This is a genomic window from Pseudomonas sp. TH06 (assembly GCF_016651305.1).
GTDB lineage: Bacteria > Pseudomonadota > Gammaproteobacteria > Pseudomonadales > Pseudomonadaceae > Aquipseudomonas.
In genome coordinates this window covers 3479896-3505720 of sequence record NZ_JAEKEC010000001.1, presented here as the reverse complement: position 1 = coordinate 3505720, position 25825 = coordinate 3479896, and the positions used below count along the sequence as shown (strand labels likewise).

The window sequence follows — 25825 nt, the reverse complement described above, 5'->3', positions numbered from 1 at the left end:
CTGTAGGAGTGAGCCTGCTCGCGATGAGGCCAGCACATTCACCGTTAAAACTTCAGGAAGATCACCATGCCCGCCATCCACAAAATCCTGATCGCAAACCGCGGTGAAATCGCCTGCCGCATCCAGCGCACCGTCCAGGCTTTGGGCTACCGCACCGTCGCCGTTTTCAGCGACGCCGATGCCGATGCGCTGCACGTACAAATGGCCGATCAAGCCGTGCACATCGGCGCCGCGCCCGTGCAGCAGTCCTACCTGAGCATCCCCAATATCCTTGACGCCGCCCGCCGCAGCGGCGCCGATGCGATCCACCCCGGCTACGGCTTTCTTTCGGAAAACGCCGAATTCGCCCGCGCCTGCGAACAGGCTGGCCTGACCTTCATTGGGCCGAGCCCCGCCGCCATCGAACTGATGGGCAGCAAACGCCTGTCGAAAATCGCCATGCTCGACGCCGGTGTGCCGTGCATCGCCGGCTACCAAGGCGCAGCACAGGACGACGCAACGTTCCTGCGTGAAGCCGAACGCATCGGTTATCCGCTGATGATCAAGGCCAGCGCCGGGGGTGGAGGACGCGGCATGCGTCTGGTGCACAGCGCGGCTGAACTTCCAGAGCAGTTGCGCACCGCACGTTCTGAAGCACTGAACGGATTTGGCAACGACGAACTGATCCTTGAACAGGCATTGGTCGAACCGCGTCATGTCGAGGTGCAGCTGTTTGGCGACCACCACGGCCACCTGATCTATCTCGGCGAACGCGACTGCTCGATCCAGCGTCGCCATCAGAAAGTCATCGAAGAAGCGCCCTGCCCGGTGATGACTGCCGAGTTGCGCCAGGCCATGGGTGAAGCCGCGCTCAAGGCCGGGCGTGCGGTGAGTTACGTCGGCGCTGGCACCGTGGAATTTCTGCTTGATGCGCGCGGGCAGTTCTACTTTCTGGAGATGAATACCCGCCTGCAAGTGGAGCATCCGGTGACCGAGTTGATCACCGGGCTCGATCTGGTCGCGTGGCAATTATCGGTTGCCGAGGGCCAGCCATTGCCACTGACTCAGGAACAAGTCCAGCTCAATGGTCATGCCATGGAGGTGCGGTTGTATGCCGAAGATCCGGCACAGGACTTTCTGCCGCAGACCGGCCGTATCGAGGCCTGGGAACCGGCGTTCGGGCACGGTGCACGCATCGATCATGGTCTGTGCGAAGGCCAATCGATCAGCCCGTTTTATGACCCGATGCTCGGCAAACTGATCGCCCACGGCGCCAGCCGTGAAGAGGCGCGGCGAAAGTTGCTGCGTGCGGTGCAAGACACTGTGTTGCTCGGTGTGCAAAGCAATCAGCGACTCCTCGAAAGGTTGCTGCAACATCCGCAATTCATCAGCGGCGAATTCAGCACCGGGTTCATCGCGCAGCATTTCAGCGATCACCCGTGCCTGCACACCTACACGCCGAGCGCCGAAGAACTGGCGATCGCCGCGGCGCTGTTTTATCTGGCCTCCGCGCAACAGCATCGCGCACCGTTAAGCCATTGGCGTAACAACGCCAGCGTGCCGCTGCACTATCGGCTTGGCCTTGATGAACACAACTGGAGTGTGCAACTGCTCAAGTGCCCGGGCGATTTGATTCAGGTACAAATCGCTGAACGCACGCTCCAGTTGAAACTCGTCGATCACACGAGCAGCTCGGTAACGCTGGAAATAGACAACCTGCGCCAACGTCACGCCTATCGCCTCAATGCCGAGCACCTGTGGCTGTTTACCCATCCCGGAAGCGTGCGCCTGGAGGATCGAACTCATGCCGTGATCGGCAGTCAGACCAGCGTCAGCTCCGGCACCTTGAAGGCGCCGATGGACGGCGCCATCGTCGACGTACTGGTCAGCGAAGGCAGTCCGGTCAGCAAAGGTCAGTTGCTGGTGGTGCTGGAGGCAATGAAAATGGAGCACCCGCTCAAGGCCGGCATCGACGGCGTACTCAAGCGGGTGCAGGTCAAGGTCGGCGATCAGGTAAAAAATCGTCAGGTTCTGTTGCAGGTCGAGTAGTCATCCAGGCGCAAACGCAGGGTTTGACTACGCTCTGAATAATCAGGACGCGGAAATCAGGAACCCTGCGATGCCACACTGGCTGGTCATTGATCTGGAAGCCACTACCGACGAGGGTGGCTGGCCGGTCACGGAAATGGAAATTATCGAGATCGGCGCCACGCTGGTCGATCGTGCCGGTCGCGAGCAGGATCACTTTCAACGCTTCGTCAAACCGACACGGCGACCGTTGCTGACGCCTTTCTGCCGTGATTTGACCCACATTACCCAAGCCAACATCGATACGGCGCAGCCCTTGACCGAGGTCTGGCCAGCATTCGAGCGCTGGCTCGCTCAGCATCAGACACGCCTCGAAGGCTGGGCCAGTTGGGGCGACTATGACCGCAAGCAATTGCTTCAGGAATGGCAGCGGCTGCAACTCGACAGTGCACTGAGTCGAGTGCCACACATGAACCTCAAGCAACGTTTCGCCAAGGCCCGGCGCCTGGAGCGGCCGCTGGGGCTCAACGGCGCGCTGCAACTGGCGGGCATGCAGTTCAGCGGTCAACAACATCGAGCGCTGGAGGATGCGCGCAATACCGCGCGGTTGCTGCCGCTGGTTCTGCCGCTTTAGGGGCGTGACGGCGCCAAAAGCCTTGTGCATACTGGCCGCCTCACTTTTTAGCCCTTTTCGAGGAATCGCCCATGTTTAAAGTCAACGAGTACTTCGACGGCACCGTCAAGTCGATCGCCTTTGGCACGCCTGAAGGTCCGGCGACCATCGGCGTCATGGCCCCGGGCGAATACGAATTCGGCACCAGCCAGCGTGAAATCATGCACGTGGTCTCCGGCGCCCTGACCGTCAAACTGCCGGATAGCAGCGATTGGGAAACCTTCGCCGCCGGCAGCCAGTTCAACGTACCGGCCAACAGCAAGTTTCAGCTGAAAGTCGCCGTCGACACCGCTTACCTGTGCGAGTACCGCGGCTAAACCCACGGTTTCCAAAGCGCCAATAAAAATGCCCGCGTCCTGAGACGCGGGCATTTTTTGTTTAAGTGACGGCTACTCGAGAATTTCCACCGGCATCCCGACCTCAAGACGACCATTGCGGTCATTCACCAGGTTCTGCCCGAACATCGCCCCGTCAGCCTGGGCGCGCGTTTTTTGCAACGTCGCCAGCGGTTCGCGATCCGCACTGCGCTCACCGGTTTGCGGGTCGATGGTGGTGAGAATGCAGCGTGAGCACGACTTGACTACGCGGAACTCGACATCGCCAATACGGATGCGCTTCCAGCCATCCTCGGCGTAGGCCTCGCTGCCCTCGATGACCAGATTCGGCCGGAAGCGCAGCATCTCCAGCGGACGGCCGACCTTTTGCGAAAGATCCTGCAGCGACGCCTCGCCGATCAGCAGCAAAGGAAAACCGTCGGCAAATGCCACTTGGTCGTCATCCTTGCCGTAACCGGCCTGAGTTGTCCGCGCACGATCCAGTGGCACCTGCACCAACCGGGTCGGTTTACCGATGAAGTCGCTGACCCAACGGGCCGCTTCATCGCCGGCGTCAGGGACACGCAAGGTGTCACGCCAAATCGTCACGCCGCGCAGGTCGGCGTCGTCGCCCGGCAAAGCGATTTCAATGGAGGCCTGCTCGGGCGCACTCAGGGTCAAACCGCCCTGAGCATTCCAAAGCGCCGATAACTGGCTCATTTTCGCTTCGGCACGCTGGGTCAAAAAGCGGCCACTGGCCTCATCCACCAGCATCCAGCGTCGATCGCCCTCAAGCCCCAGCTTGTCCAGGCCGATCCCTTGCAGAATCTCGCCTTTGCCGGATTTCAACGGGTAACGATAAAGCGCGCTCAGACGCAGCATGGCCAGCTCCCTGACGGACAAAAACGCCACCCTATACGAGCTTTATCGGCGAATCAAAGGCTGAATGAATCCATTAGAAGATGAGCCCTGTGGCGAGGGGATTTATCCCCGATGGGTTGCGGAGCAGCCCCTCTTTCGATTTCAAGAAAGGGACATTCCGTAGCGCATCGGGGATAAATCCCCTCACCACAGGGTAATTTGCAGGAGGTATCAGGCTGGCACTTCGTCGAGCATCAGGCGCTGACGCACCACGTCGACCAGCTTGTCCGGCTGGAATTTGGAGAGGAAGTTGTCGCAACCGACCTTCTTCACCATCGAGTCGTTGAAGCTGCCGGACAACGAAGTGTGCAACACCACGTACAGACCACGCAGACGCGGGTCGTTACGGATTTCGGTGGTCAAGCGATAGCCGTCCATTTCCGGCATTTCCGCGTCGGTGAACACCATCAGCAGCTTGTCGGTCATGTTCACGCCGGTGTCGGCCCAGGCCTTGAGCATGTTCAGGGCCTTCAGGCCATCGCTGGCGATGTGCATTTTCACGCCGAGCTGGCCGAGGGTGTCACGCAATTGCGACAGCGCCACATTGGAGTCATCCACCAACAGCACTTCGCGGCCACGCGCGCGCTCCAGCACCGGATCATCCAGCTTGTCGCGCGAGACCTTGGCGTTGTACGGGACGATTTCGGCGAGGACTTTCTCGACGTCGATGATCTCCACCAATTGATCGTCGACTTTGCTGATGGCCGTCAGATAGTGCTGGCGGCCAGCGCTGGTCGGCGGCGGCAGGATGGCTTCCCAGTTCATATTGACGATGCGGTCTACGCCGCCGACGAGGAATGCCTGCACCGAACGGTTGTATTCAGTGACGATGATGGTGCTGTTAGGGCCCGGCACCAGCGGACGCATGCCGATCGCCTGGGACAGATCGATCACCGGCAAGGTCTGCCCGCGCAAGTTGACCACACCGCAGACAAACGGGTGACGCTGAGGCATCAGGGTCAACTTCGGCAGTTGCAGCACTTCCTGAACCTTGAACACGTTGATCGCGAACAATTGGCGTCCGGCCAGGCGGAACATGAGAATTTCCAGGCGATTCTCACCCACCAGTTGCGTGCGTTGGTCTACCGTGTCGAGAATGCCGGCCATCAATGACTCCTGGGCTTGTTCTGATGAATTCACTAGAAAGGGTTATCGGCTGCGCGTAGCGAATCTTGATCCCCGCAAAGTTCGAGATCAAAATGCCATATTCGGGCATTGATGTCACATTAACATCATGCTTTACTGGCCCCGTGATTTTCATCTGCTACAGTCTTTGCGGCGCGACCTCGGTTTGCACTGTAGGTTCCCGCGCCTAAGGGATTCCCCTAGCATCAATCAGGCCCAACCTGATATTCGCAATATCCAATAGCCATTAATGTGACGCCATTCTCATTGCATGAACGGAGTCAGGCTATTGTGTGCGATCGCAGTTCAGCGGAACCAAACCCACTGCAACCCCTCAGCCTGTGCACTTGCACGTCTGGGCGCGATCTTCCGTCGATCCATGATCGTCGTCACACACGGCATTCCCTCATCAGACATGACGTTGTGGAGATAAGCATGCCAATCGACCGTAAAGAGTGGGCGCAACGCTTCCCCGAATTTCTTGTCGAGGCTGAAACGCTCCTGGCGAAGTCCGAAGAATGCCTCAGCCATCTGCAGCTGATCAGTAACGACAGGGACGCCATCGACTGCATGCTCAGCACCCTCCTCAAGCTTGCAAGCCGCGCTGAAGCCCTGGCGCTGGAGGCGATTTCCGAGTTCTCCCTGCACATTTATGGCTTGCTCAATCTGGCACAAGACCACGTCGACCTGCACGAGCAGGCCCTGGATGCCTTGAAAGACTGCTTCACACTGATGGCCTGGCAACTTGAACTGGTTGATCAGAGCACCGGACAACTGAGCCTGGACGATAGCGAACAAACCTCACTGATCGAAGCATTCGCCTTTCAGGTCGGTCAGCCTCAGTTTCAGCCGGCCCTTACAATCAAACGTCTGCCACTGCTGTCTTATCCCTCGGAACGGCAGGCCTGAATCGGCACGTATCGAGGGTCGCGAAACATCAGCACTGCCTGTCGCAATTGAATAATTCATACCTGCCAGCGACAAGTCGAATTAAATAATCACACCTGACAGCAGCGGAATTTTCCAGCCGGGCTCAGGGTTTGCCTGTGTCCAAAGATTACAACTTCAGGCGATCTCGATATCTGTCGTACACAATAAATCGACTTTTTTCCATTATGGAACTCACGTCCAATATGGCTTAATTCCTGACCCATTGGACATATATAGCAAACGCGACCAACGGTATCTTAAGTGGTATTATGCCGCCCACTAATTGCTCTCAACTTAATGGCACAGTGATTTCAGAGATAAGCATCCGTTGAAGTTGGCGGTCGAATACATTCACTGAACCACGTTGAAACCAATAACATAATTGACAGCATTTTCAGACAGAGACTCGCCTGCCACCGGCCGGTCTACCCGCAGCGAACATCCATTGGCTCCATCCGTTATGTACGCCAGCCTCAAGTCAATCACTACATGGCCACCCTCCCGGGAAAACGCACGCCGGTTCACACTCATACTGTGTGTCGCAGCAACGCTCGGCAGCCTGCTGACCTATGGTTTTTCCACGCAACTTTGCCTGGGATTGCTACTGCTGAACATCGCGGCCACCGCCTGTGTCTGGGTGCAATATCGGTTGTCACGCAAATCGATCAAGTTTCAGCCACAGGAACTCGCTGACCGTTTGCTGGAAGTCCAGGAAAACGAGCGCCATCGGCTCAGCCGCGAGTTACACGACGATATCGGCCAATTGCTGACCGCCGCCAAACTGCAGAGCGACTGGCTCAAGCGGCGCATGCCGGAAGATCTGCAGGAACACTGCACGGCGCTATGCGACATCCTTGAAGAAACGCTCAACAAGGTGCGCGACGTTTCCGCCATTCTCAATCCACGCCAGTTGACCAGCCTGGGTCTTGAAGCCAGCCTGCGTGCGCATCTGCTCAAGACATTGACCAATACCAGCGTGCACTGGAGCCTCGATTGCCAGCAGCGCCTCAACGGCATCCCGGAAGAAATGGCCGTTGCCGCCTTTCGTATTACCCAAGAGGCCGTTACCAATATCCTGCGTCACGCGCAGGCGAAGAATCTGTTGATACGCGTGCAACGCCTGCCAAAGGGCCTGACATTGCTCATCAGCGATGACGGACAGGGATTTGCCCCGGCCGTCAATCCAGGTCGCGAAGGACAACGGGGTATGGCCGGGATGGCCGAACGAATCGAACAATTGGGCGGCACCCTGAGCGTCATCAGCGAGCCGGGCAAAGGCACACAAATCGAAGCACTTTTCCCCTGGGCGCCCCGTGCACTCGAGCGGGCCAGTACGAATAAGGTTATGCGTTGACTTGTAACTTACTTCTGGTGGATGACCACTCGCTGATCAGGGCCGGCGTGCGCGCTCTGGTGCTGGATATTCCCGGTTACGCGGTGATTGGCGAGGCCAGTGACGGCTCGCAGCTGCTCGAAATGGTCGAGCAACTGAACCCCGACATCGTGCTGCTGGATATTTCCATGAAAGAAACCGGCGGCCTCGAAGCCCTGCAACGGCTCAAGCGAGTACGTCCGCAGAGCAAGGTGCTGATCCTGTCGATGCACACGGACCCGGCGCTGATCATGCAGGCGCTGGAGTCCGGCGCTCACGGGTATCTGCTCAAGGACACCACGGCCACCGAACTCGAACACGCGCTGGAAGCCCTGCGCAACAACGAGCGCTACCTGAGCCCTGCCATCGCCCATACGGTGATCAACCAGGCATTGACGCGTAATCAGAAGCAGCAGCCGGAAGTTGCCGACTCGCACAATCTGACCGCCCGCCAGCTGGAAATCCTGCGCTTGATCGTGCGCGGGAAATCCACCCGGGAAATCGCCAACGGCCTGGGCTTGAGCATCAAGACCGTCGAGACCCACCGCTCGCAGATCATGAAACGTCTGCAGATCTACGATGTGGCGGGCCTGGTGCTGTTCGCCGTGCGTGAACAGATCATCAGCCTGGACGATTGACAGTCGATTTAACGCTCAATAGTGGCGAGTCTTTCGGCAGGTGGATCTGCAGCGCCGCCGGCCTCGCCTCGAACCGCATGCTGTCGCCTTCCAGCGGTTCACCATCAAGGTTGATATAAAGCCCCTCGGCGACTTTGATTTCGACCCAAGGCAAACGGGTCCGGACAAACATGTTGTCGATGCCAAAACCATCACTCAGCAGATTCTTCAATGTGCCGACCAGCTCCTGAGGCGCCGGCAAGATACTGATATCCAGCAAGCCGTCATCAGCCAGTGCCTGCGGACACAAAACATGCCCGCCGCCGGCCTGACGGCCATTGCCGATCCCCAATGCCAGCAGCTCGCCGCGCCAGTGAAAATCCGGCCCCTGCAACTCGCCATAAGCGGCATGCAGTTCGCTGAATCGAGACAAGCCGGTGAACAGATAGGCCGCACCGCCCAATACTTTTTTCAGATCCTCTGACGTATTGGCCGTGACCTGGCTGCCAAAACCGCCGGTGGCCATGTTGAGGAAAATCTGCCCGCCCACCTCCCCCAAATCAATGTCACACGCAGGTACGTCCAAAAGCTCGAGCGCTGCTGCCGGTTCCAGTGGTACTCCCGCCGCGCGGGAAAAATCGTTGGCGGTTCCCAACGGCAACAGGACCAGACTGGCTTTCCCCGGATGCGCCGCAAGGGCTTCGGCGATATCGCGCAAAGTACCGTCGCCGCCGCCGGCAATAATCTTCGTGTAGCCATCCGTCAGCGCTTGTTCCACCCAGCGCTGAGCGTCTCCCGCCTCCCACGTCAGGCGCACCGCCAGCTCCCAGCCTTGCTTGCGCTTGTCCTCGACCGCGGTGCGAACCGCCTCGTTCGCGGCCTGCTTGCCATGCAGAATCAATAGCGCCCGGCGCTCACTCATAGCGTCACTCCCTGAATTGAATCGGTTGAGTCATCTTGACCACTGCAGCACGCAAAAAAGCCGCAAAAAAAGACAATTAATTCAAGCTCCCGATCGAGGCGTCCTACACGCCGGTATTTTTTCTTACAAAACATGCGGAATCGGCTCAATTGACCTCGCTCGACCATTGGGTCACCGTGCGCTGGCGTTATCAAACATCAACCGAACACCACAAGGACGTGCAAGTAATGAGTGGATACACCCCGAATGCTTTTAAAAGCTCAAAAGATGGAACAGGTCGCCAACGAATTTCGGAACATGCCGGTGGATACTTCCATGCAAAGCCATGAAGCCAGAATGCCAGTGAGTCCGGTTGCCCCTCTCGCCGATAATCGTGCGAATCACAAATCCGAATTCAAGAACAGCGCCAAGACCACTGGAGAAGTTGATATGGAACCTCGTGTCATCGAATTGGAGGCTCACCTCAAATACATTCGAAGAGACATGGATGAAGTCCGAGGTGACGTCAAGACGATCAAACACCGCCTCGCCTATTCGGCGGGCGCAACAGCGGTAGTGCTGGTTCTGCTGGGTTGGGTAGCCAATAGCCGATTCGACCAGCTGGTAACACTGATCAACAACTGATCGAATGAAACGACGCAGGCATCGACCGGGTCAGCCGACGCCTGCGTTTGCAAGACAGGGCTCAGCCCAGAAGATCACTCAGAGGAATGAAAACCACCTCATCCCCTTCAACCAGCGTCGTGCCCTCCAGCACTTCCACCAGGCCGTCAGCCCACGCAGCACTGCGCAGCACGCCCGAGCTCTGGTTGCGGTAGATCGTCGCCCGCCCGTGCTCGAGACGTCCCCTCAGGTATTCACGCCGATTCCCGGCAACAGGCCAGGTGAAACCTGCCGGCACTGTAAACCTCAGAGGCTCGACGTCCTGCACCCCCTGACGACGCAACAGGTAAGGCCGGGTCAGCAAGGCAAAGGTCACCAGCGTCGAAGCCGGATTCCCCGGCAAACCGATGACCGGTACATTGCGAAAATGGCCGAATGTCAGCGGTTTTCCTGGCTTGATCGCCAGTTTCCATAGCGCCAGTTCACCCTCTTCGCGCAGGGCGATACCGAGAAAATCCGCCTCACCCACCGATACGCCACCGGTGGAAAGAATCAGGTCAACATCCTGCAACTCACCCAGACGAGCGCGAGTGGTCGCCAGATCATCTGGAAGAATACCGGCATCGATCACTTCACAGCCCAGACGCTGCAACCAACTGCACAACACCACCCGGTTACTGTTGTAAATCTGCCCCGGGCCCAATGCCTGACCTGGTTCGACCAACTCGTCGCCGGTGGAAATCACTGCCACTCGAACCTTGCGTACAACGTTCAGCCCGGCGCAGCCCAGCGATGCGGACAAGCCTTGCTCAATCGGCCCGAGTCGGGTGCCGGCCGGCAGAATCAACTCGCCGACCTTTGTTTCCTGACCTTGCGGGCGAATGTTCTGACCAATCGTCATCGGCTCGATGAAGCGCACGCAACCATCGGCCTGAACGTCAGCGTTTTCCTGCATCTCCACGCAATCGGCGCCCGGCGGCACCGGCGCCCCCGTGAAGATCCGCGCACACGTACCCGGTTGCAGTGGCTCGGGCGATTGCCCGGCGAATACTTTCTGACTGACTGGCAGGGGTTCGCCCGTCCAGTCAGACAGATTCAGGGCGTATCCATCCATGGCGCTATTGGACCAGGGCGGCAGATCCAGCGTCGAAATCAGGTCTTCTGCCAGCACTCGGCCCTCGACTTGAGCCAGTGGCAAATACTCACGCTCGACAATGGGCGAGGCTTCGGCCATTTCCAGCAGACGTGCGAGCGCAACTTCGACCGGCATCAACGAGCCGGTCTTACCCGGCTTACCCACGGGATTCACAAGGCGCCGCCTGTTTCAGATGAGGTACGAAATTGCACGGGCGGTGGCGCGCGTCCAGTTGCTCAGCAAGAATGCCGTCCCAACCGGTGCGCACGGCGTTGGTCGAGCCCGGCAAACAGCAAACCAGCGTGCCGTTGGCCAAACCGGCCAGCGCACGGGATTGCACGGTCGAGGTACCGATATCGGCGACCGAAATCTGCCGGAACAACTCGCCAAATCCATCCACTTGTTTGTCGAGCAGACAGGCCACCGCTTCCGGCGTGCTGTCGCGACCGGTAAACCCGGTGCCACCGGTGATCAGCACAACCTGCACGACATCGTCGGCGATCCAGTTGGCGACTTGCGCACGAATTTTGTAGAGGTCATCTTTGAGCAGTACCCGCGCCGCCAGATGGTGGCCGGCTGCCGCCAGGCGGTCGACGAAGACCTGACCTGAGGTATCGGTTTCCAGGGTGCGGGTATCGCTAACAGTCAGTACCGCAATATTGAGCGGCACGAAAGGTACATCAGCCTTGGCTTTCATAGGCTCGTCCAGTTGTAGGAGAAACAGCCCGGTGTTATATCACAGCGCCCCATTTTTTCGCCGCCCCTGTGGAGAGCTGCCATGACCTTGAATACGCAATTGCCGCCCTGCTCCATTCTGCTCCTGGCAGGCGGACGCGGCCAACGCATGGGCGGTCAGGACAAAGGCCTGGTGGAATGGCAGGGCGAGCCGTTGATTGCGCATTTGCAGCGCAAGACGCGTCCACTGACCGATGACTTGATCATCTCCTGCAACCGGAATCAGGAGCATTACGCGCCGTATGCCGATCAGTTGGTGGTGGACGACCAGGACGATTTTCCAGGGCCGCTGGCCGGCATTCGTGCAGGCCTGAAAGCCGCGCGCCATAAGCACCTGCTGGTATTGCCCTGCGACGTTCCGCGGATCGACAGCGCTTTACTGCAGGACATGCGTGAAGCCGCCCAACAGAATCCTGAAAAACCTTTAATGTTGCGACATGACGGGCATTGGGAACCTTTGTTGTGCGTGATTCCGGTCGCCCTGCTGGCGGCATTCGAAGAAGCCTGGAACGCCGGTGAACGCAGCCCCGGACGGGTCATGCGCAGTCTTGGCGCCACGCCATTGCAATGTCCCGACAATGACCCGCGGCTGGCTAACCTCAACACCCCCGAACTGTTAAGTTCGCACAACACTGTGTCAGACTGACAGCATTCAAGGAACTCTCACGCCTTGTATACGTCTCAAGCTCAGTAACCAAAAGAATTCCCATTCGGAGACACACTCATGACTCAACGGACCCTCGCCACTTTCATGCTCGCACTGGGCCTGGCTACCCTCGCCGGTTGCTCTTCGCCAACAGTGATCACCTTGAATGACGGTCGCGAAATCCAGGCCGTCGACACCCCGAAATACGATGACGATTCGGGTTTCTACGAGTTCAAACAGCTGGACGGCAAAGAAACTCGCATCAACAAGGATCAGGTTCGTACCGTTAAAGAGCTGTAAGCTCTGGGTCGACACCGGATACAGAAAAGCCCGCATTCATGCGGGCTTTTTCATGGGCGCTCGAAAGGCTGAGAAGTCACCACTGCAGGGTGATGCGGCTTTCGAATTCGCGCTCCTCGCCCGTCACCGGGTCGATGAAACGCAGCCCTTGCGCGAGCAGTTTCAGCGGATTGGCGTAATCATCCTCGACGTCTTTCAGCGCATCCGGATAGAACGGGTCGTTGCAGATACTCGCCCCCAGCGCGGTCATGTGCACACGCAACTGATGTTTCTTGCCGGTCACCGGATACAGGCCATAGCGCCAGAGATCGCCGTTTTTCTCTCGAACCTCCACGGCCGTTTCGGTGTTGCTGACCCCCGGGCCCTCCTGCATGCGGAAAAACGGCTCGCCATCAACCAGACGACTTTTGTGCACCAGAGGGAATTCCAGTCCAGCCAATGCCGGGGCAATCGCTTCATAGCGCTTGTCGATCTGCCGCGTCGGAAACAGCGACTGATACGCGGAACGGGTTTGCGGATTGGCCGAGAAAATCACCAGCCCCGCCGTATGCCGGTCAATTCGGTGCAGTGGCACCAGGTGGGGATTGTCCAGGCGGCGGATCAGCCTGCGCAGCAAGGTCTGCTCGACATATTCGCCGGCCGGCGTCACCGGCAGGAAATGCGGTTTGTCCGCCACCACCAGATGCTCATCGGCATAAAGGATCGACTCGACCACCGGAATCGGTTTCTCATCCGGCACTTCACGAAAGTAGTGAATCCGCAGGCCTTCCTTGTAAACCAGGTCCAGCGCAATTGGCTTCCCCTGACCATCCAGTACCCGGCCCCGAGCGATTCGATCCAGCCATTGTTCGCGACCAATGGCACTGAAATGCTCGCACAGACAGTCGAGTACGGTCAGCCAAGGCCCCGGCGGCAAATAAAGTGTACTGGCCTGATTATGTGCAGCAGAAAACGTTGATGTGGACATACGGAAATTCGAACCCTTGAGGCAGGCCGGCATTATCCAACACTGCCGGGAACGAACCTAGTGTTCAGGCAGGAATCGATTTGAGCGCCGCCGCTTCCGTGAACTCCTTGAGCCAGCGCAACACGTCGACAGCCTCCCAGCGGCCCGGGTCATACAAGGCGTAAAGCAGCCCCTGATAACCGACCACATCCAGTTGCCGGTGATAACCGGCGCGCTGAAACAAGGCTTCGATCTCGGCAAAGCAGGTGTTGAAATGCAGTTTATTGAATGGCGTCTTGCCTTCAGTGACCAGCCCGTCCAGGCGCAGCTCGAGGACGGCCTCGCGCACCACGTCAACCGACATCCGGTTCACGCTGTTCTTCAACTGTTCGACATTGACCACGGTTCATCCCTCTGACCCAATTACTGTACGGACATACAGTAACCGAATAAACCGCAAAGTGCCAACGGAAGGATTGTCCATGGCGACCAGCGGAATGATGCGGAAATCGGGTCAACCAAGAAATGCGACGACCTGATCGGCACTGAACGGCCAACCCAGTTCCGCCCCGGTATCGACTCGGCGCAGCACGGGAATCCGCAGGCTGTAAGCCTCGAACCAAGACTCGTCATCAGCGATATCCACCAGTTCGACGAGCAGGCCGTGCTCGACAAACGGCATCAGTTCAGCTTCCGCGACTTCACACAAGTGGCACCCCAAGGTGCCGAACAGCTGACATTCAGGAGGCATGATTGCTCGACCCAAAAATAGTGCGCCTATTCTAGGCCGCTGCCGAAAACCCGTCGAGCCAGCGCCGCCCAAAGGCTTCAGCGAATCTAATGTGTTTGACTGGCAAAACCCTGACGCAAATCAGTCCGCTGAAAAACCAATTACGCGATGCTCCCCGACTTTTTGCCTCTACGCTTGAAAAGCCAGAGCCTGACATCGGAGTGTCTAGTGTTTGCCAACCTGTTGATCATCCTCGCCTCGTCCCTCGTGGTGATTGCCCTGTTCCGTCGCCTGCGACTGCCACCGGTATTGGGTTACCTGTGCGTGGGATTGCTGGTCGGGCCGAGTGCATTCGATTGGGTCAACGAGAGCGAACATCTGCCCGACGTAGCTGAACTGGGCGTGGTGTTCCTGCTGTTTTCGCTGGGCCTGGAGTTTTCCCTGTCGAAAATGATTGCGCTGCGCCAAGTAGTATTTCGCCTGGGCAGCCAGCAAGTGCTGATCACTGCGGCGCTGTTGGGTCTGCTGTTGATGTTGCTGGGAATGCCGATGACGCCCGCCCTTTTACTCGGGGCCGGACTGTCGTTGTCCTCCACGGCGATCGTCACCAAGGAACTGGGCAGCCTCGGCGAGGTGTTCAGCAGTCACGGCCAGAATGCTGTCGGCGTTTTGCTGTTTCAGGACGTGGTTGCGGTACTGCTGCTGACCCTGGTTCCTGTGTTCGCCGGGAGCAGCGATCAGGCGTGGTACTGGGCGTTGCCACTGACCCTGGCGAAAACCGTGGTGCTGTTTGTCGGCCTGCTGCTCGCCAGTCGCTGGTTGTTGCCTCGACTGTTCCATGAAGTCGCCGCCTCGCGCTCGGCAGAACTGTTTGTGTTGCTGGCGCTGGTGATTGTGCTACTGACCGCATGGCTCACCCATCTGCTCGGCCTGTCCCCTGCACTTGGCGCATTTCTCGCCGGCATGCTGCTGGGCGAAAGCCATTACCGGCATCAGATCGAAGCCGATATACGGCCCTTCCGCGACATTCTGCTCGGGGTGTTTTTTGTCAGTATCGGCATGCTGATCGACCTGCAATTGTTCGTCAGTCACAGCCTACTGATCCTCGGCCTGACCCTCGGTTTGATGGTGATCAAAGGCGTCGTGGTGGCGCTGTTGGTGAGACGGCGCGGCAGTGACAGTGAAACGGCGTGGCGCAGCGGTCTGGCCCTGGCCCAGGGTGGCGAATTCTGTTTCGCGCTGATGGCGCAGATGCAACAGAACAATCTGATGCCTGCCGAGTTGGGCGCCCTATTGCTCGCAGCGACATTCTGCTCGATGCTGCTGACACCCCTGTTGCTGCGTGCGGCGCCACGCATTGCTCTGGCCCTGCACCGCAAGCCCAATCAGGAGGCACAGATCGAGGAGATCAGCGCGCTTAACGCCGACCTCGACAAGCATGTGGTGATTTGCGGATACGGGCGCGTTGGTCAATCCATCGGCCGCTTCATGCGCAACGCGAAGCAGCCTTACATCGCTCTGGACAACGACCCGGTGCGAGTACAGGAGGCCGCCGCCGGGGAAAGTGATGTGCATTACGGCGATTCTTCACGCGCCGACCTGCTCACCGCCGTTGGCCTGATGCGCGCGCGTTTGCTGGTGATCGCCGTGGATCAGAGCGATATAGCCTTGCACATCCTCAAGGAAGCCCGCCGCCTCAATTCGCATGTGCCGATTCTGGTGCGTACCCGCGACGACAGCCAATGGGCCGAACTGAAAGCCGCCGGCGCCACCGAAGTGGTGCCGGAGCTGTTGGAGTCGAGCCTGATGCTCGCGTCGCACGCGTTGATCATGCTCGGTTTGCCAGCGCATCAAGTGCAGGAGAAAGTCGATCAGGTGCGCATTGATCGCTATCGCCTGCTACACGGTTTTTATCCCGGGGCCGACGATGAGGAAACCTAATCCTGACTCACTGCGCCGATCTTGTGCAACGACAGGTCAGCGCCGTAATACTCTTGTTCCTGACTCAGGCGCAGCCCATGCAGTGCCTTGATCGCACCATAAACCGCAAAACCACCGATCAGCGCCACCGCGACGCCGAGTGCGGTGCCGATCAACTGGCTGATCAGGCTCACGCCGCCAAGACCGCCGAGTGCGGTCTTGCCGAAGATACCGCAAGCGATCCCGCCCCAAACGCCGCACAAACCGTGCAACGGCCACACCCCCAGCACGTCGTCGATACGCCATTTGACCTGCGCCGCTGTAAAACACCAGACAAACAGGGCACCGGCGATGCCCCCGGTCACCAGAGCGCCGACAGGATGCATCAGATCGGAACCGGCGCAGATCGCCACCAGACCGGCCAAGGGGCCGTTGTGCAGAAAGCCCGGGTCGTTGCGCCCGACGATCAATGCCGCCATCGTGCCGCCAACCATCGCCATCAACGAATTGACCGCCACCAGGCCGCTGACACCTTGCAAGGTCTGCGCACTCATCACGTTGAAGCCGAACCAGCCGACAATCAGAATCCACGAGCCCAGCGCCAGAAAAGGAATGCTCGACGGCGCGAAAGCCACCAAGCGGCCATCGCGATAACGGCCATTACGCGGGCCGAGCAACAACACCGCCGCCAACGCCAGCCAGCCGCCCATGGCGTGTACCACCACGGAGCCGGCGAAATCATGGAACGCCGCACCGAACTGCGCCGTCAGCCAGGCTTGCAGGCCGTAGTTGCCGTTCCAGATCATCCCCTCGAAAAACGGATAGATGAACGCCACGATCAGTGCCGTCGCGCACAACTGCGGAACGAAGCGCGCGCGTTCGGCAATGCCGCCGGAAATGATCGCCGGAATCGCTGCGGCAAAAGTCAGCAGGAAGAAAAACTTCACCAGCCCATAGCCGTGATCAGCGCTCAGGACGGCCGCCGGCTGCATGAAGGTCACGCCGTAGGAGATCCAGTAGCCTATAAAGAAATAGGCCAGAGTCGAGACGGCAAAATCGCTGAGGATTTTCGACAACGCGTTGACCTGATTTTTCTGGCGAACCGTGCCGACTTCGAGGAAGGCGAAACCGGCATGCATTGCCAGCACCATCACCGCGCCGATCAGTATGAACAACGTATTGGAGCTGTGAACCAGAGTCTCCACAGCGCTTTGCAGATTTTCCATAAAGAGGCAGACCTGAAAGGTAAAAAAGCACCAAAGCAGTTCATGCGGACATTTCATGCACCAAGTTGCGACCAATCAGTCACGAATCCGCAGATCCGATGAACCGCTTTGGCGCACAAGGTCGATGTCCTGACACGAACCGGGATTATTTGAGTTAAGGTTTTGCGGCTTGTACGCCCGGCAACAGCGCACGGGTAACGGACAACGCACCACGACATAGCAAAAGCTGTACCAGTCATTTGTACTGAACCTTCGCGCAAGGCTCATACTCGAACGCTTCAGACGCCACTTACGGAGATCCACCCATGGCCAGCATCAAGGCAAAGACTGCTCAAGACATTCTGATGAACGATTTCCAGACATTGGTCGCCGACACCGAACGGTTGCTCGAACACACCGCCACTCTGGCCGGTGATCAGGCGGATGAGCTGCGTGAGCAGATCCACGAAAGCCTGTTGCGTGCACGGGAAACCCTGAAACTGACTGAAGACACCCTGCGCGACCGCGGCCAGGCTGCGGTCACCGCAACCGAAGATTACGTATCGGCCAACCCTTGGCAGTCCGTCGGCATCGCGGCCGGTGTCGGCTTCCTTATTGGCCTGCTGGCTACTCGGCGCTGATTATGTCGATCGGTGAATCCGGCCCGACTGCGGGCACCGCATCCTCCACGCGGCGTCTGGGCGCCGCTGTTCTTGGCTTGCTGCACAGTCATGTCGAGTTGTTCGGCATCGAGTTGCAGGAGCAGAAAGCACGCACTGTCAGCCTGTTGCTGTTTGCAGGTCTGGCCCTGGTGTTTGCCCTGTTGCTGCTGGTCGGCTTGTCGACTTTGGTACTGATCGTGTTCTGGGACACCTATCGCCTGCCCGCGATCATCGGCCTGTGCGTGTTCTATACCCTGGCAGCGGCATTCTGCGGTTTGCGTTTGAAAGCTGCGGTTTTCGATGAATCCTCGCCCTTCCATGGCACCCTGGAAGAATTGGCCAATGATCGGGAGCGCCTGCTGCCATGAGCCTGCCTGAACTTCCACACAACAGCTCACGCCGGGAAATGCGCAAGGCACTGATTCGCCTGCGCATGGAAATGCACCGGCAGGAAATCCGTCATGAAGCCGGGCAAGTGCTGCAACCCCTGCAGCGCATGCGCGGCATGACGCAAAACCTGCAAGGTGGCTTCGGCATCAAACATGCCCCGCTGTGGGGTGTGGCTGCGGTCACGCTGCTGGGTTTTATTACCGGCAAGGGTGCGAAAAGTGGCGGCGTCGGTAGCCTGACTCGGCTGGTTCGTCTCGGCACCAGTCTCGGCCCGTTGATCCGGTTGGTCATGCAGAGTTCGGGCAAACGCTGACCTGACGTATCTGGCTACATTCTTGCAATGACGGCGGGATGAACTTCTTTATCCGGAGGTTCAATCCCATGTGCCTACCCGGTCGACGGGGTTCAATCAGAACAAGAACGACTAAGGAGGCCCCGTGATCGACGGGCAACCGCTCGCCTGCTTTCAACCTTTCATCGATACCGCCACCGGACGCATAGCCGGCGTCGAAGCGTTGGGCCGTCTGCGCCAGACGGATGGGCAACTGACCTCGGTCGGGCCACTGTTCGCCGACCCGCGCACGCCAGCCATCGCTTTGCGTCGCCTCGACCGGCAGATCCGTGACAACGCCCTGAGCCGCCTGCATGAAGCCCCGGCGGACTGGTTTCTCAGTCTGAACATGTCGCCGCGCTGGATCAGCCGACTGCGTCCAGACCAAGCCCTGCCCAGTCTCAAACAGATAGCGCGGCACGGTGTTGACCCGCAACGCATCGTCTTCGAAATCACTGAACTGGGCGGCAACAGCCAACGTCTGGCAGAAGTCGTGGCGCGTTATCGCGAGGCCGGCGCGCGAATCGCCATCGATGACTTTGGTGCCGGTTATTCGCAACTGGATCGAGTGCTGGCGCTGCAGCCGGACATCCTCAAGCTCGACATGCGCCTGTTTCAGGCCGCTGCTCTCGGCGGACCGAGCAGCGACGTGGTCAAGGCTCTGGCGCAGATGGCCGAGAAGACCGGCTGCTGGATCATTGCCGAAGGGGTCGAGACCGAGGCGCAGCTGAATTTCGCTCTGGAATGCGGGTCGCGTTACGTGCAGGGTTTTCTGTTCGCCCGGGCACAAGAGGCGTTTTACCCCACCGATGCGTTCGTGCAACGCTTTGCCGAACTGCGCCAACGCTATGTCCGGCAAAAACTGGCAGAACGCGGGCGTTTGATGCAAATGCGCCAACAACTCAGCGAATTGATGGCGATTCTGCAGAGTTGGGCTCAGGCCCATGCGCCGCTCAGCGCATTGCCACAATTAGAGGCGTTCCCATGGCTGCTGCGGTTTTATCAGTGCGACCGCCACGGCACGCAACTGACGCCTAACCTGGAATGGCGCCACAACGGCTGGGTCGCCGATAGTCGTTATATGGGGCATAACTGGTCATGGCGGCCGTACTTCTACCATTTGCTCGCCGAGGGCTGGGAGGAGCGACGCCTGACCTTGTCCAACACCTACCGCGATGCCACCAGCAACCAGTATTGCTTGACGGCCGGGCAGTTTTTCGACAATGGCGAACGCCTGCTGCTGATCGACATTGATGCGGCGGGACTGTAGTTCCGCTTGCAGGTGCAAGGCTGAACCCGGAAGCTAGGGCAATTCAGTCACCAGACGGAGAGAATCAGCCTTGGATTGGCAGACCCTGCTCAACCGCGAACGCCTCGGAAAGCCGCTGCACAGCCCGCAAGAACTCGGCCGCAGCCCTTTTCACAAAGACCATGACCGCATCATTTTCTCCGGCGCTTTCCGTCGCCTGGGACGCAAGACGCAAGTCCACCCGGTCACCAGCAACGATCACATCCACACGCGCCTGACCCATTCGCTGGAAGTCAGTTGTGTCGGCCGTTCACTCGGCATGCGCGTCGGTGAAACCCTGCGCAACGCCCTGCCGGAATGGTGCGACCCCAGCGATCTGGGCATGGTCGTGCAATCGGCCTGTCTGGCCCACGACATCGGCAACCCACCGTTCGGCCATTCCGGTGAAGACGCCATTCGCCACTGGTTTCAACAGGCCGCCGGGCGCGGCTGGCTGGACGGCATGAGCGAAGCCGAGCGTGGTGACTTCCTCAATTTCGAAGGCAACGCCCAGGGTTTTCGCGTGCTCACTCAGCTTGAGTACCATCAGTTCGACGGCGGCACCCGCCTGACCTACGCGACCCTCGGCACTTACCTGAAATACCCGTGGACGGCCCGTCACGCCGATTCTCTTGGCTACAAGAAACACAAGTTCGGCTGCTATCAGAGCGAATTGCCGCTGCTTGAGCAGATCGCCCACAAGCTGGGTCTGCCACAACTGGAAGACCAACGCTGGGCGCGCCACCCGTTGGTGTACCTGATGGAGGCAGCCGACGATATCTGCTATGCGCTGATCGACCTCGAAGATGGCCTTGAGATGGAGTTGCTGGAGTACGCCGAAGTCGAATCGCTGCTGCTCGGACTGGTCGGCGATGACTTGCCGGAAACCTATCGGCAACTTGGCCCGCAGGATTCGCGACGGCGCAAACTGGCGATCCTGCGCGGCAAGGCCATCGAGCATCTGACCAATGCCGCGGCGCGGGCCTTCGTCGAGCAACAGGACGCACTGCTCGCCGGCACGTTGCAAGGTGATCTGGTCGAGCATATGCATGGCCCGGCCAAACGTTGCGTGCTCAACGCGAAGGACATCGCCCGCAAGAAAATCTTTCAGGACAAACGCAAAACCCTGCACGAAATCGGCGCCTACACGACGCTGGAGATCCTGCTCAATTCGTTCTGCGGCGCTGCTCTGGAACAACACAACGGGCGCACCCCATCGTTCAAGAGCCGGCGTATCCTCGATTTGCTCGGCAATAACGCACCGGATCCGCAGGGTTCATTGCACACGTCCTTTTTGCGCATGATCGATTTTATTGCCGGCATGACCGACAGCTACGCCAGCGACATGGCACTGGAAATGACCGGTCGCTCCAGTCACTGATCACGTAATGTTCAACTGGCCGGCAAGGTCGGCCAGTTGAATACATGACAATCACTTGCGCTGTCCGATATCGGAGTCGATGCATGCGTTTTCAGCGATTTGGCGACGCAATGTAACCACATGATACAAACAACAAACTTTCAAGCAGCCACATTTTTTAAACATCTACAAAAAAGTCAGTTATAGCCAGCATTTGCAAAACATTCAAAGCTAACTATAAGCCGCTGCAAATCCCGCACTTCCTTACGTCGAACCTAGTTCAGACGTAGTCCCTTTCCTCATTAATTGTAGGAATAATCCGATAGCACGACTGGAGCGATGTCAGTTCATGCGAGCACTCATTCATCTGAGCTAAGGTGCGCGCTTTATTCGTGCTTGTATGGGATTTGATTATGAACTCCGTTTTTATTGTCGACGATCACCCGGTCATCCGTCTCGCCGTTCGCATGCTGCTCGAACATGAAGGTTACAAGGTCGTCGGTGAAACCGATAATGGGGTCGATGCCATGCAGATGGTGCGCGAATGCATGCCAGACCTGATCATTCTCGATATCAGCATCCCCAAACTCGACGGTCTGGAAGTGCTGGCTCGCTTCAATGCAATGAGTTCGCCACTGAAAACCCTCGTACTGACAGCCCAATGCCCGACTTTGTTCGGTATTCGCTGCATGCAATCCGGCGCTTCCGGTTATGTCTGTAAACAGGAAGACTTGAGCGAATTGGTCAGTGCGATAAAAGCGGTACTTTCCGGTTACAACTATTTCCCGAGCCAGGCATTGAATCCGGTTCGCAGCGATGACATTCGTTATACCGAGCTGGAACTCTTCAAATCGGTTAATGATCGCGAGTTGATGGTCTTGCAATTGTTCGCTCAAGGTCGCACCAACAAGGAAATCGCCAAGGGCATGTTTCTCAGCAATAAAACCGTCAGCACCTATAAAAAACGCCTGATGCAAAAACTCAAAGCCAAATCCCTTGTAGAACTTATCGAGATGGCCAAACGCAACGCACTCGTGTGAGACCCCGCATGCCCAGTCGTTTAATGGACTATTTAATTACACTGAGCGCAGGCCTGTGCCTGAGCGCCAATGCGCTCGCCATGCCCGTCGCTACACCGGGCTACGCCTTGCTTAGCCGGTCGGCAAGCGAGTCAGTGCCGGTCGCGTTCGAACAGTCTCAACGACAGTGGCTGCAAACCCGTAGCGAACTGATACTGGGCACCTCCGCGCCGGACTATCCGCCCTTCGACATGACTGTCAGCGGGCACGATTATGAGGGCCTGACCGCCGACTATGTCGGCTTGCTCAGTCAAAGCACCGGTTTACCCATCCGGATCAAACGCTTTCCCTCGCGAGATGCTGCGATTCGCGCGCTGGTTGACGGTCAAGTTGATCTGCTCGGTACGGCGAACGGCTATGAAGCCAGTAACGCCAACCTCGCGCTTTCCCAACCCTACGCCAATGATCAGCCCGTGCTCGTTACCCGCGAAGACGATAGTCGATCCTTGACCGATGGCCTCGCGGGATTGCGGTTAAGCATGGTGTATCACTATCTGCCGCTGCACGAGGTCAAGGCGCTGTATCCCAAGGCGCTGATTACCTGCTACCCCTCCTACCAGAATGCAATCAACGCCGTGGCATTCGACCAGGCCGATGTCTTTCTCGGCGACACCCTTTCTACCCACTACATGATCAACAAGGGCTACCTCAACAACGTGCGCATGGCCAATTTCGGCAAGCAGGAAGCTCACGGATTCAGTTTCGCCGTACGTCGCAACAACCCGCAGTTGCTGGATATCGTCGACACCGTGCTTAACGCCGTGCCACGCAGCGAACGCGAGAACATCGCCAAACGCTGGAGCGCCGGCAGCGACCTGCTGCTCACCGATCAGAAGCTGCAACTGACCGAACGTGAAGAAACATGGCTCAAACAGCACCCCGTGGTGAAAGTGGTAGTGAACGAGGCTTATGCGCCGCTGACGTTCTTCGACAGTGGCGGCAATTTTCGCGGGATCAGCGCCGACCTGCTTGAACTGGTTCGCCTGCGCACCGGCCTGCGCTTCGAGATCCACCGCAGTCGCAACGATGCCGAGATGATCAAACAGATAGACAGCCATCAGGCCGATCTCATCGCCGCTTTGCTACCCACGAGCGAGCGGGAAAAAACCCTCGATTTCAGTCGACCCTATCTGGAAAACTCCTATGTCCTGCTGACGCGCAAGAGCGCCGACAGCCCGACGAACCTGGGCCAGCTCAAAGGCAAAAAACTGGCGATCGCCCAAGGCAACCCGATGGTCGAATACCTGCGACGCGAGTTTCCACGGATCCAGTTGATTGAAACAGCGGACACCTTCAGCGCCGTCTCGCTGCTCGCCGAAGGTCATGTCGACGGCGCGGTGAATTCACTGGTGATCGCCAACTACTTCATTTCTTCGCGGATCTTCGAACGAGCGCTACAGATCACCACTACCATCGGCACCGGCCAGGCTGCGTTTTCTCTGGTCACCGCACGGGACAACACGGAACTGGGCTCGATCATCAACAAAGCGTTGCTGAGCATTTCCCCGGAAGAACTGGGCGTGATCAATGGCCGCTGGCGCGGTTACTCCACCGCTTCGCAAAACATCTGGCGCAATTACCAGCGCCAGTTCTATCAAGTGATCATCGGCGCCTGCCTGCTCCTGCTGGTCTTGCTGGCCTGGAATGCCTACATGCGGCATCAGATCAAGCAACGCAAGGCGGCTGAGCGGGCCTTGAACGACCAGTTCGAATTCATGCGCTCGCTGGTCAACGGGACGCCGCATCCGATCTACGTCCGTGATCGCCAGGGCCTGCTGCAAAGCTGCAATGACAGCTACCTCGAAGTGTTCAATGCCAAGCGCGAGGACGTTATTGGCAAAAGCGTCATTCAGGGCACCTTGAGCAACGCTTTCGAAGCCCAGGCCTTCCACGCCGATTACCAGCGAGTTGTCGCCGAAGGCACGCCGCTGCTGCTCGACCGCCCGCTGCATATCGGCAACCGCCGCCTGACGATCTATCACTGGATACTTCCGTATCGCGATTCCAGTGGCGATGTGCAAGGCATCATCGGTGGCTGGATCGACATCAGCGAACGCCGTCAGTTGTTCGAAGAGTTGCGCACGGCCAAGGAACAGGCCGATGAAGCCAATCGGGCGAAAAGCACCTTCCTGGCCACCATGAGCCATGAAATCCGTACTCCGATGAATGCCGTGATCGGCATGCTCGAACTGACACTCAGACGCATGGATCAACAGCATCCGGATCGCTCCTCGATCGACACCGCCTACCATTCGGCCAAGGATCTGCTCGGCCTGATCGGCGATATTCTCGACATCGCCCGGATCGAGTCCGGTCGCCTGAGCCTTTGCCCGGAACGGGTCAACCTGACCGACACCGTGACATCCGTCGCAAGGATCTTCGACGGCCTCGCCCGGCAGAAGAATATCGCCCTGCAAATCATCTTCAATCCGCCGGATCTGGCGGTCGATGTCCATCTTGATCCGTTGCGTTTCAAGCAAGTGCTGTCGAACCTGGTGAGCAATGCCATCAAGTTCACCGAACAGGGCCACATCAGGATTACCGTGGATCTCATGACCACGGACATGCCTGGGCCTGCCTTGATGCAACTGAGCGTGCAGGACAGCGGTATCGGTATCAGCGCGGAAGATCAGCAGCGCTTGTTCGAACCTTTCGCCCAGGCGGAAAACAGCCAACAGCAGGCCCGCAGCGGCGCAGGGCTGGGGCTGGTCATCAGTCGCAACCTGTGCGAAATGATGGGTGGCCAGTTGCAGTTGAGCAGCCAGCCCGGCATCGGCACGCAAGTCTGTGTTTCGCTGCCGCTGGAAACCTTGCCTGCACAGGCAAGCACTGCCAGAGACGAGCCCACGATCAAGACTTCCCTGACGCCCCTGCGCGTGCTGGTGGTGGACGATCATCCAGCCAATCGTTTGTTGATGTGCCAGCAACTGGAGTTCCTCGGCCATCACTTCAGTATCGCCGAGAACGGTTGTATCGGGCTGAAACTGTGGCAGGACGGTGGTTTCGATCTGGTGATTGTCGACTGCAACATGCCCTTGATGAATGGCTATGAACTGACTCGCGCCATCCGCCAGCAGGAACTGCAGAACCGCTGCCCACCCTGCATCGTGCTGGGTTTCACGGCAAACGCACAACCGGAGGAGATCCAGCGCTGCAAACAGGCCGGCATGAACGACTGCCTGTTCAAACCCTTGAGCCTGAGCCTGCTCAGCCAGTGGGTCGATGGCATCACCCCGGCATCTCGTCCCCCTGTTTTCAACCTGCAAAGTCTGAACATGTTGACCGGCGGCAGCCCTGCACAGGCCAAAAGGCTGTTGCAGGAACTGCTCAGAAGTAGCCGCCTCGACCGCCAGGAACTGCTCGCACTGTCACCGCAACAGGATCGCGGCGCGCTGGCGGTGGTCGCCCACAAGATCAAGGGGGCGGCGCGCATCGCCCAGGCAGTGCGCGTGATCGAATGCTGCGATGCGCTTGAGCAAGCCTGTGCACAGGCAATGGACACCGATGAAATTACTCGCCGTTGCGAGGCGAGCAACCGGGCGATGGTCGAACTGGAGCAAGCCCTGCAGCAACAATTGGCCTTGTCTGATCAAGGCGCAATGAGCTTGCCTTAA

At 58.4% G+C, this 25825-nt stretch carries 26 protein-coding genes; 17 read left to right on the top strand and 9 right to left on the bottom strand.

The genetic code is table 11. From position 1 onward, the window contains the following. Window positions 1-66: 66 nt before the first annotated feature. The 3 genes from JFT86_RS15855 (at window position 67) to JFT86_RS15845 (ending at window position 2997) form a co-directional block, all read left to right on the top strand. Window positions 67-2028 carry an acetyl/propionyl/methylcrotonyl-CoA carboxylase subunit alpha gene (locus tag JFT86_RS15855; protein ID WP_201237385.1) on the top strand — a complete coding sequence of 654 codons (1962 nt, stop codon included), beginning with the start codon at window positions 67-69 and terminating at the stop codon, window positions 2026-2028. 70 nt (window positions 2029-2098) lie between these two features. Then, entirely contained in the window at window positions 2099-2641 is a 543-nt protein-coding gene (locus tag JFT86_RS15850; RefSeq protein ID WP_201237384.1) for an exonuclease domain-containing protein, read from the top strand. Between the two features lie 71 nt (window positions 2642-2712). Next, window positions 2713-2997: a pyrimidine/purine nucleoside phosphorylase gene (locus JFT86_RS15845; protein WP_201237383.1), complete on the top strand. Its 285-nt coding sequence runs from the start codon at window positions 2713-2715 to the stop codon at window positions 2995-2997. A gap of 72 nt (window positions 2998-3069) precedes the next feature. Here the strand turns inward: JFT86_RS15845 and JFT86_RS15840 are convergent, their stop codons facing one another. Together JFT86_RS15840 and JFT86_RS15835 are read right to left on the bottom strand one after the other, a co-directional pair. Further along, entirely contained in the window at window positions 3070-3876 is an 807-nt protein-coding gene (locus tag JFT86_RS15840; protein WP_201237382.1) for an MOSC domain-containing protein, read from the bottom strand. Window positions 3877-4086: 210 nt separating this feature from the next. After that, on the bottom strand, window positions 4087-5022 hold the full coding sequence (locus JFT86_RS15835; RefSeq protein ID WP_003226705.1) for a chemotaxis protein CheV: 936 nt from the start codon (window positions 5020-5022) through the stop codon (window positions 4087-4089). A 453-nt stretch (window positions 5023-5475) separates the two neighbouring features. Between JFT86_RS15835 and JFT86_RS15830 the strand changes: the two genes are divergently transcribed. The 3 genes from JFT86_RS15830 to JFT86_RS15820 all read left to right on the top strand — a co-directional run bounded on the left by JFT86_RS15830 (window position 5476) and on the right by JFT86_RS15820 (window position 7980). Next, entirely contained in the window at window positions 5476-5949 is a 474-nt protein-coding gene (locus JFT86_RS15830) for a hypothetical protein (RefSeq protein ID WP_201237381.1), read from the top strand. 481 nt (window positions 5950-6430) lie between these two features. Next, window positions 6431-7324 carry a sensor histidine kinase gene (locus JFT86_RS15825; RefSeq protein WP_201238609.1) on the top strand — a complete coding sequence of 298 codons (894 nt, stop codon included), beginning with the start codon at window positions 6431-6433 and terminating at the stop codon, window positions 7322-7324. Continuing rightward, window positions 7321-7980 carry a response regulator transcription factor gene (locus JFT86_RS15820; RefSeq protein ID WP_201237380.1) on the top strand — a complete coding sequence of 220 codons (660 nt, stop codon included), beginning with the start codon at window positions 7321-7323 and terminating at the stop codon, window positions 7978-7980. Before JFT86_RS15825 ends, JFT86_RS15820 begins: the two co-directional genes overlap by 4 nt. Here the strand turns inward: JFT86_RS15820 and yegS are convergent. Beyond that, complete coding sequence (gene yegS, locus JFT86_RS15815; RefSeq protein WP_201237379.1) at window positions 7964-8881, bottom strand: lipid kinase YegS; 918 nt, start codon at window positions 8879-8881, stop codon at window positions 7964-7966. The two genes, JFT86_RS15820 and yegS, sit on opposite strands and share 17 nt — an antisense overlap. 315 nt (window positions 8882-9196) lie before the next feature. Here yegS and JFT86_RS15810 point away from each other — a divergent pair, with 315 nt between their 5' ends. Further along, on the top strand, window positions 9197-9505 hold the full coding sequence (locus JFT86_RS15810; protein WP_201238608.1) for a hypothetical protein: 309 nt from the start codon (window positions 9197-9199) through the stop codon (window positions 9503-9505). A 61-nt stretch (window positions 9506-9566) separates the two neighbouring features. Here the strand turns inward: JFT86_RS15810 and glp are convergent, their stop codons facing one another. Both glp and moaB read right to left on the bottom strand, forming a co-directional pair. Then, window positions 9567-10793, bottom strand: coding sequence for a gephyrin-like molybdotransferase Glp (gene glp / locus JFT86_RS15805; RefSeq protein WP_201237378.1), 1227 nt, complete (start codon window positions 10791-10793; stop codon window positions 9567-9569). Beyond that, window positions 10777-11316: a molybdenum cofactor biosynthesis protein B gene (gene moaB / locus JFT86_RS15800; RefSeq protein ID WP_201237377.1), complete on the bottom strand. Its 540-nt coding sequence runs from the start codon at window positions 11314-11316 to the stop codon at window positions 10777-10779. The genes glp and moaB overlap by 17 nt, the downstream gene beginning before the upstream one ends. A gap of 81 nt (window positions 11317-11397) precedes the next feature. On the opposite strand from moaB, the gene mobA reads away from it, so the two are divergent. Beyond that, the gene (gene mobA, locus JFT86_RS15795; RefSeq protein WP_201237376.1) at window positions 11398-12000 is read left to right on the top strand and encodes a molybdenum cofactor guanylyltransferase MobA; all 603 of its coding nucleotides are present in this window, start codon (window positions 11398-11400) and stop codon (window positions 11998-12000) included. A gap of 78 nt (window positions 12001-12078) precedes the next feature. Then, window positions 12079-12300 (top strand): YgdI/YgdR family lipoprotein, encoded by a 222-nt coding sequence (locus JFT86_RS15790; RefSeq protein ID WP_007908660.1) that lies wholly within the window; start codon window positions 12079-12081, stop codon window positions 12298-12300. Window positions 12301-12376: 76 nt separating this feature from the next. Here JFT86_RS15790 and JFT86_RS15785 read toward each other — a convergent pair whose 3' ends face one another. The 3 genes from JFT86_RS15785 to JFT86_RS15775 form a co-directional block, all read right to left on the bottom strand. After that, complete coding sequence (locus JFT86_RS15785) at window positions 12377-13267, bottom strand: pseudouridine synthase (protein ID WP_201237375.1); 891 nt, start codon at window positions 13265-13267, stop codon at window positions 12377-12379. A 64-nt stretch (window positions 13268-13331) separates the two neighbouring features. Continuing rightward, a complete protein-coding gene (locus JFT86_RS15780; protein WP_095189592.1) occupies window positions 13332-13649 on the bottom strand; it encodes a transcriptional regulator in 318 nt (105 codons plus the stop codon). 111 nt (window positions 13650-13760) lie between these two features. After that, entirely contained in the window at window positions 13761-13997 is a 237-nt protein-coding gene (locus JFT86_RS15775) for a glutaredoxin family protein (RefSeq protein WP_201237374.1), read from the bottom strand. 207 nt (window positions 13998-14204) lie between these two features. Here JFT86_RS15775 and JFT86_RS15770 point away from each other — a divergent pair, with 207 nt between their 5' ends. After that, window positions 14205-15917, top strand: coding sequence for a monovalent cation:proton antiporter-2 (CPA2) family protein (locus JFT86_RS15770; RefSeq protein WP_201237373.1), 1713 nt, complete (start codon window positions 14205-14207; stop codon window positions 15915-15917). Here JFT86_RS15770 and JFT86_RS15765 read toward each other — a convergent pair. Continuing rightward, a complete protein-coding gene (locus JFT86_RS15765; RefSeq protein WP_201237372.1) occupies window positions 15914-17122 on the bottom strand; it encodes an ammonium transporter in 1209 nt (402 codons plus the stop codon). The two genes, JFT86_RS15770 and JFT86_RS15765, sit on opposite strands and share 4 nt — an antisense overlap. A 305-nt stretch (window positions 17123-17427) precedes the next feature. On the opposite strand from JFT86_RS15765, the gene JFT86_RS15760 reads away from it, so the two are divergent. The 7 genes from JFT86_RS15760 to JFT86_RS15730 all read left to right on the top strand — a co-directional run bounded on the left by JFT86_RS15760 (window position 17428) and on the right by JFT86_RS15730 (window position 25825). Next, window positions 17428-17742 (top strand): YqjD family protein, encoded by a 315-nt coding sequence (locus JFT86_RS15760; RefSeq protein WP_201237371.1) that lies wholly within the window; start codon window positions 17428-17430, stop codon window positions 17740-17742. 2 nt (window positions 17743-17744) lie between these two features. Further along, complete coding sequence (locus tag JFT86_RS15755; RefSeq protein WP_103304765.1) at window positions 17745-18131, top strand: phage holin family protein; 387 nt, start codon at window positions 17745-17747, stop codon at window positions 18129-18131. Beyond that, window positions 18128-18466 (top strand): hypothetical protein, encoded by a 339-nt coding sequence (locus JFT86_RS15750; protein WP_201237370.1) that lies wholly within the window; start codon window positions 18128-18130, stop codon window positions 18464-18466. Before JFT86_RS15755 ends, JFT86_RS15750 begins: the two co-directional genes overlap by 4 nt. 124 nt (window positions 18467-18590) lie before the next feature. Then, the gene (locus JFT86_RS15745) at window positions 18591-19754 is read left to right on the top strand and encodes an EAL domain-containing protein (RefSeq protein WP_201237369.1); all 1164 of its coding nucleotides are present in this window, start codon (window positions 18591-18593) and stop codon (window positions 19752-19754) included. Between the two features lie 70 nt (window positions 19755-19824). Continuing rightward, complete coding sequence (locus JFT86_RS15740) at window positions 19825-21153, top strand: deoxyguanosinetriphosphate triphosphohydrolase (RefSeq protein WP_201237368.1); 1329 nt, start codon at window positions 19825-19827, stop codon at window positions 21151-21153. A 392-nt stretch (window positions 21154-21545) separates the two neighbouring features. Next, entirely contained in the window at window positions 21546-22172 is a 627-nt protein-coding gene (locus tag JFT86_RS15735; RefSeq protein ID WP_103304761.1) for a response regulator transcription factor, read from the top strand. Between the two features lie 8 nt (window positions 22173-22180). Beyond that, the gene (locus tag JFT86_RS15730) at window positions 22181-25825 is read left to right on the top strand and encodes a transporter substrate-binding domain-containing protein (RefSeq protein WP_201237367.1); all 3645 of its coding nucleotides are present in this window, start codon (window positions 22181-22183) and stop codon (window positions 25823-25825) included.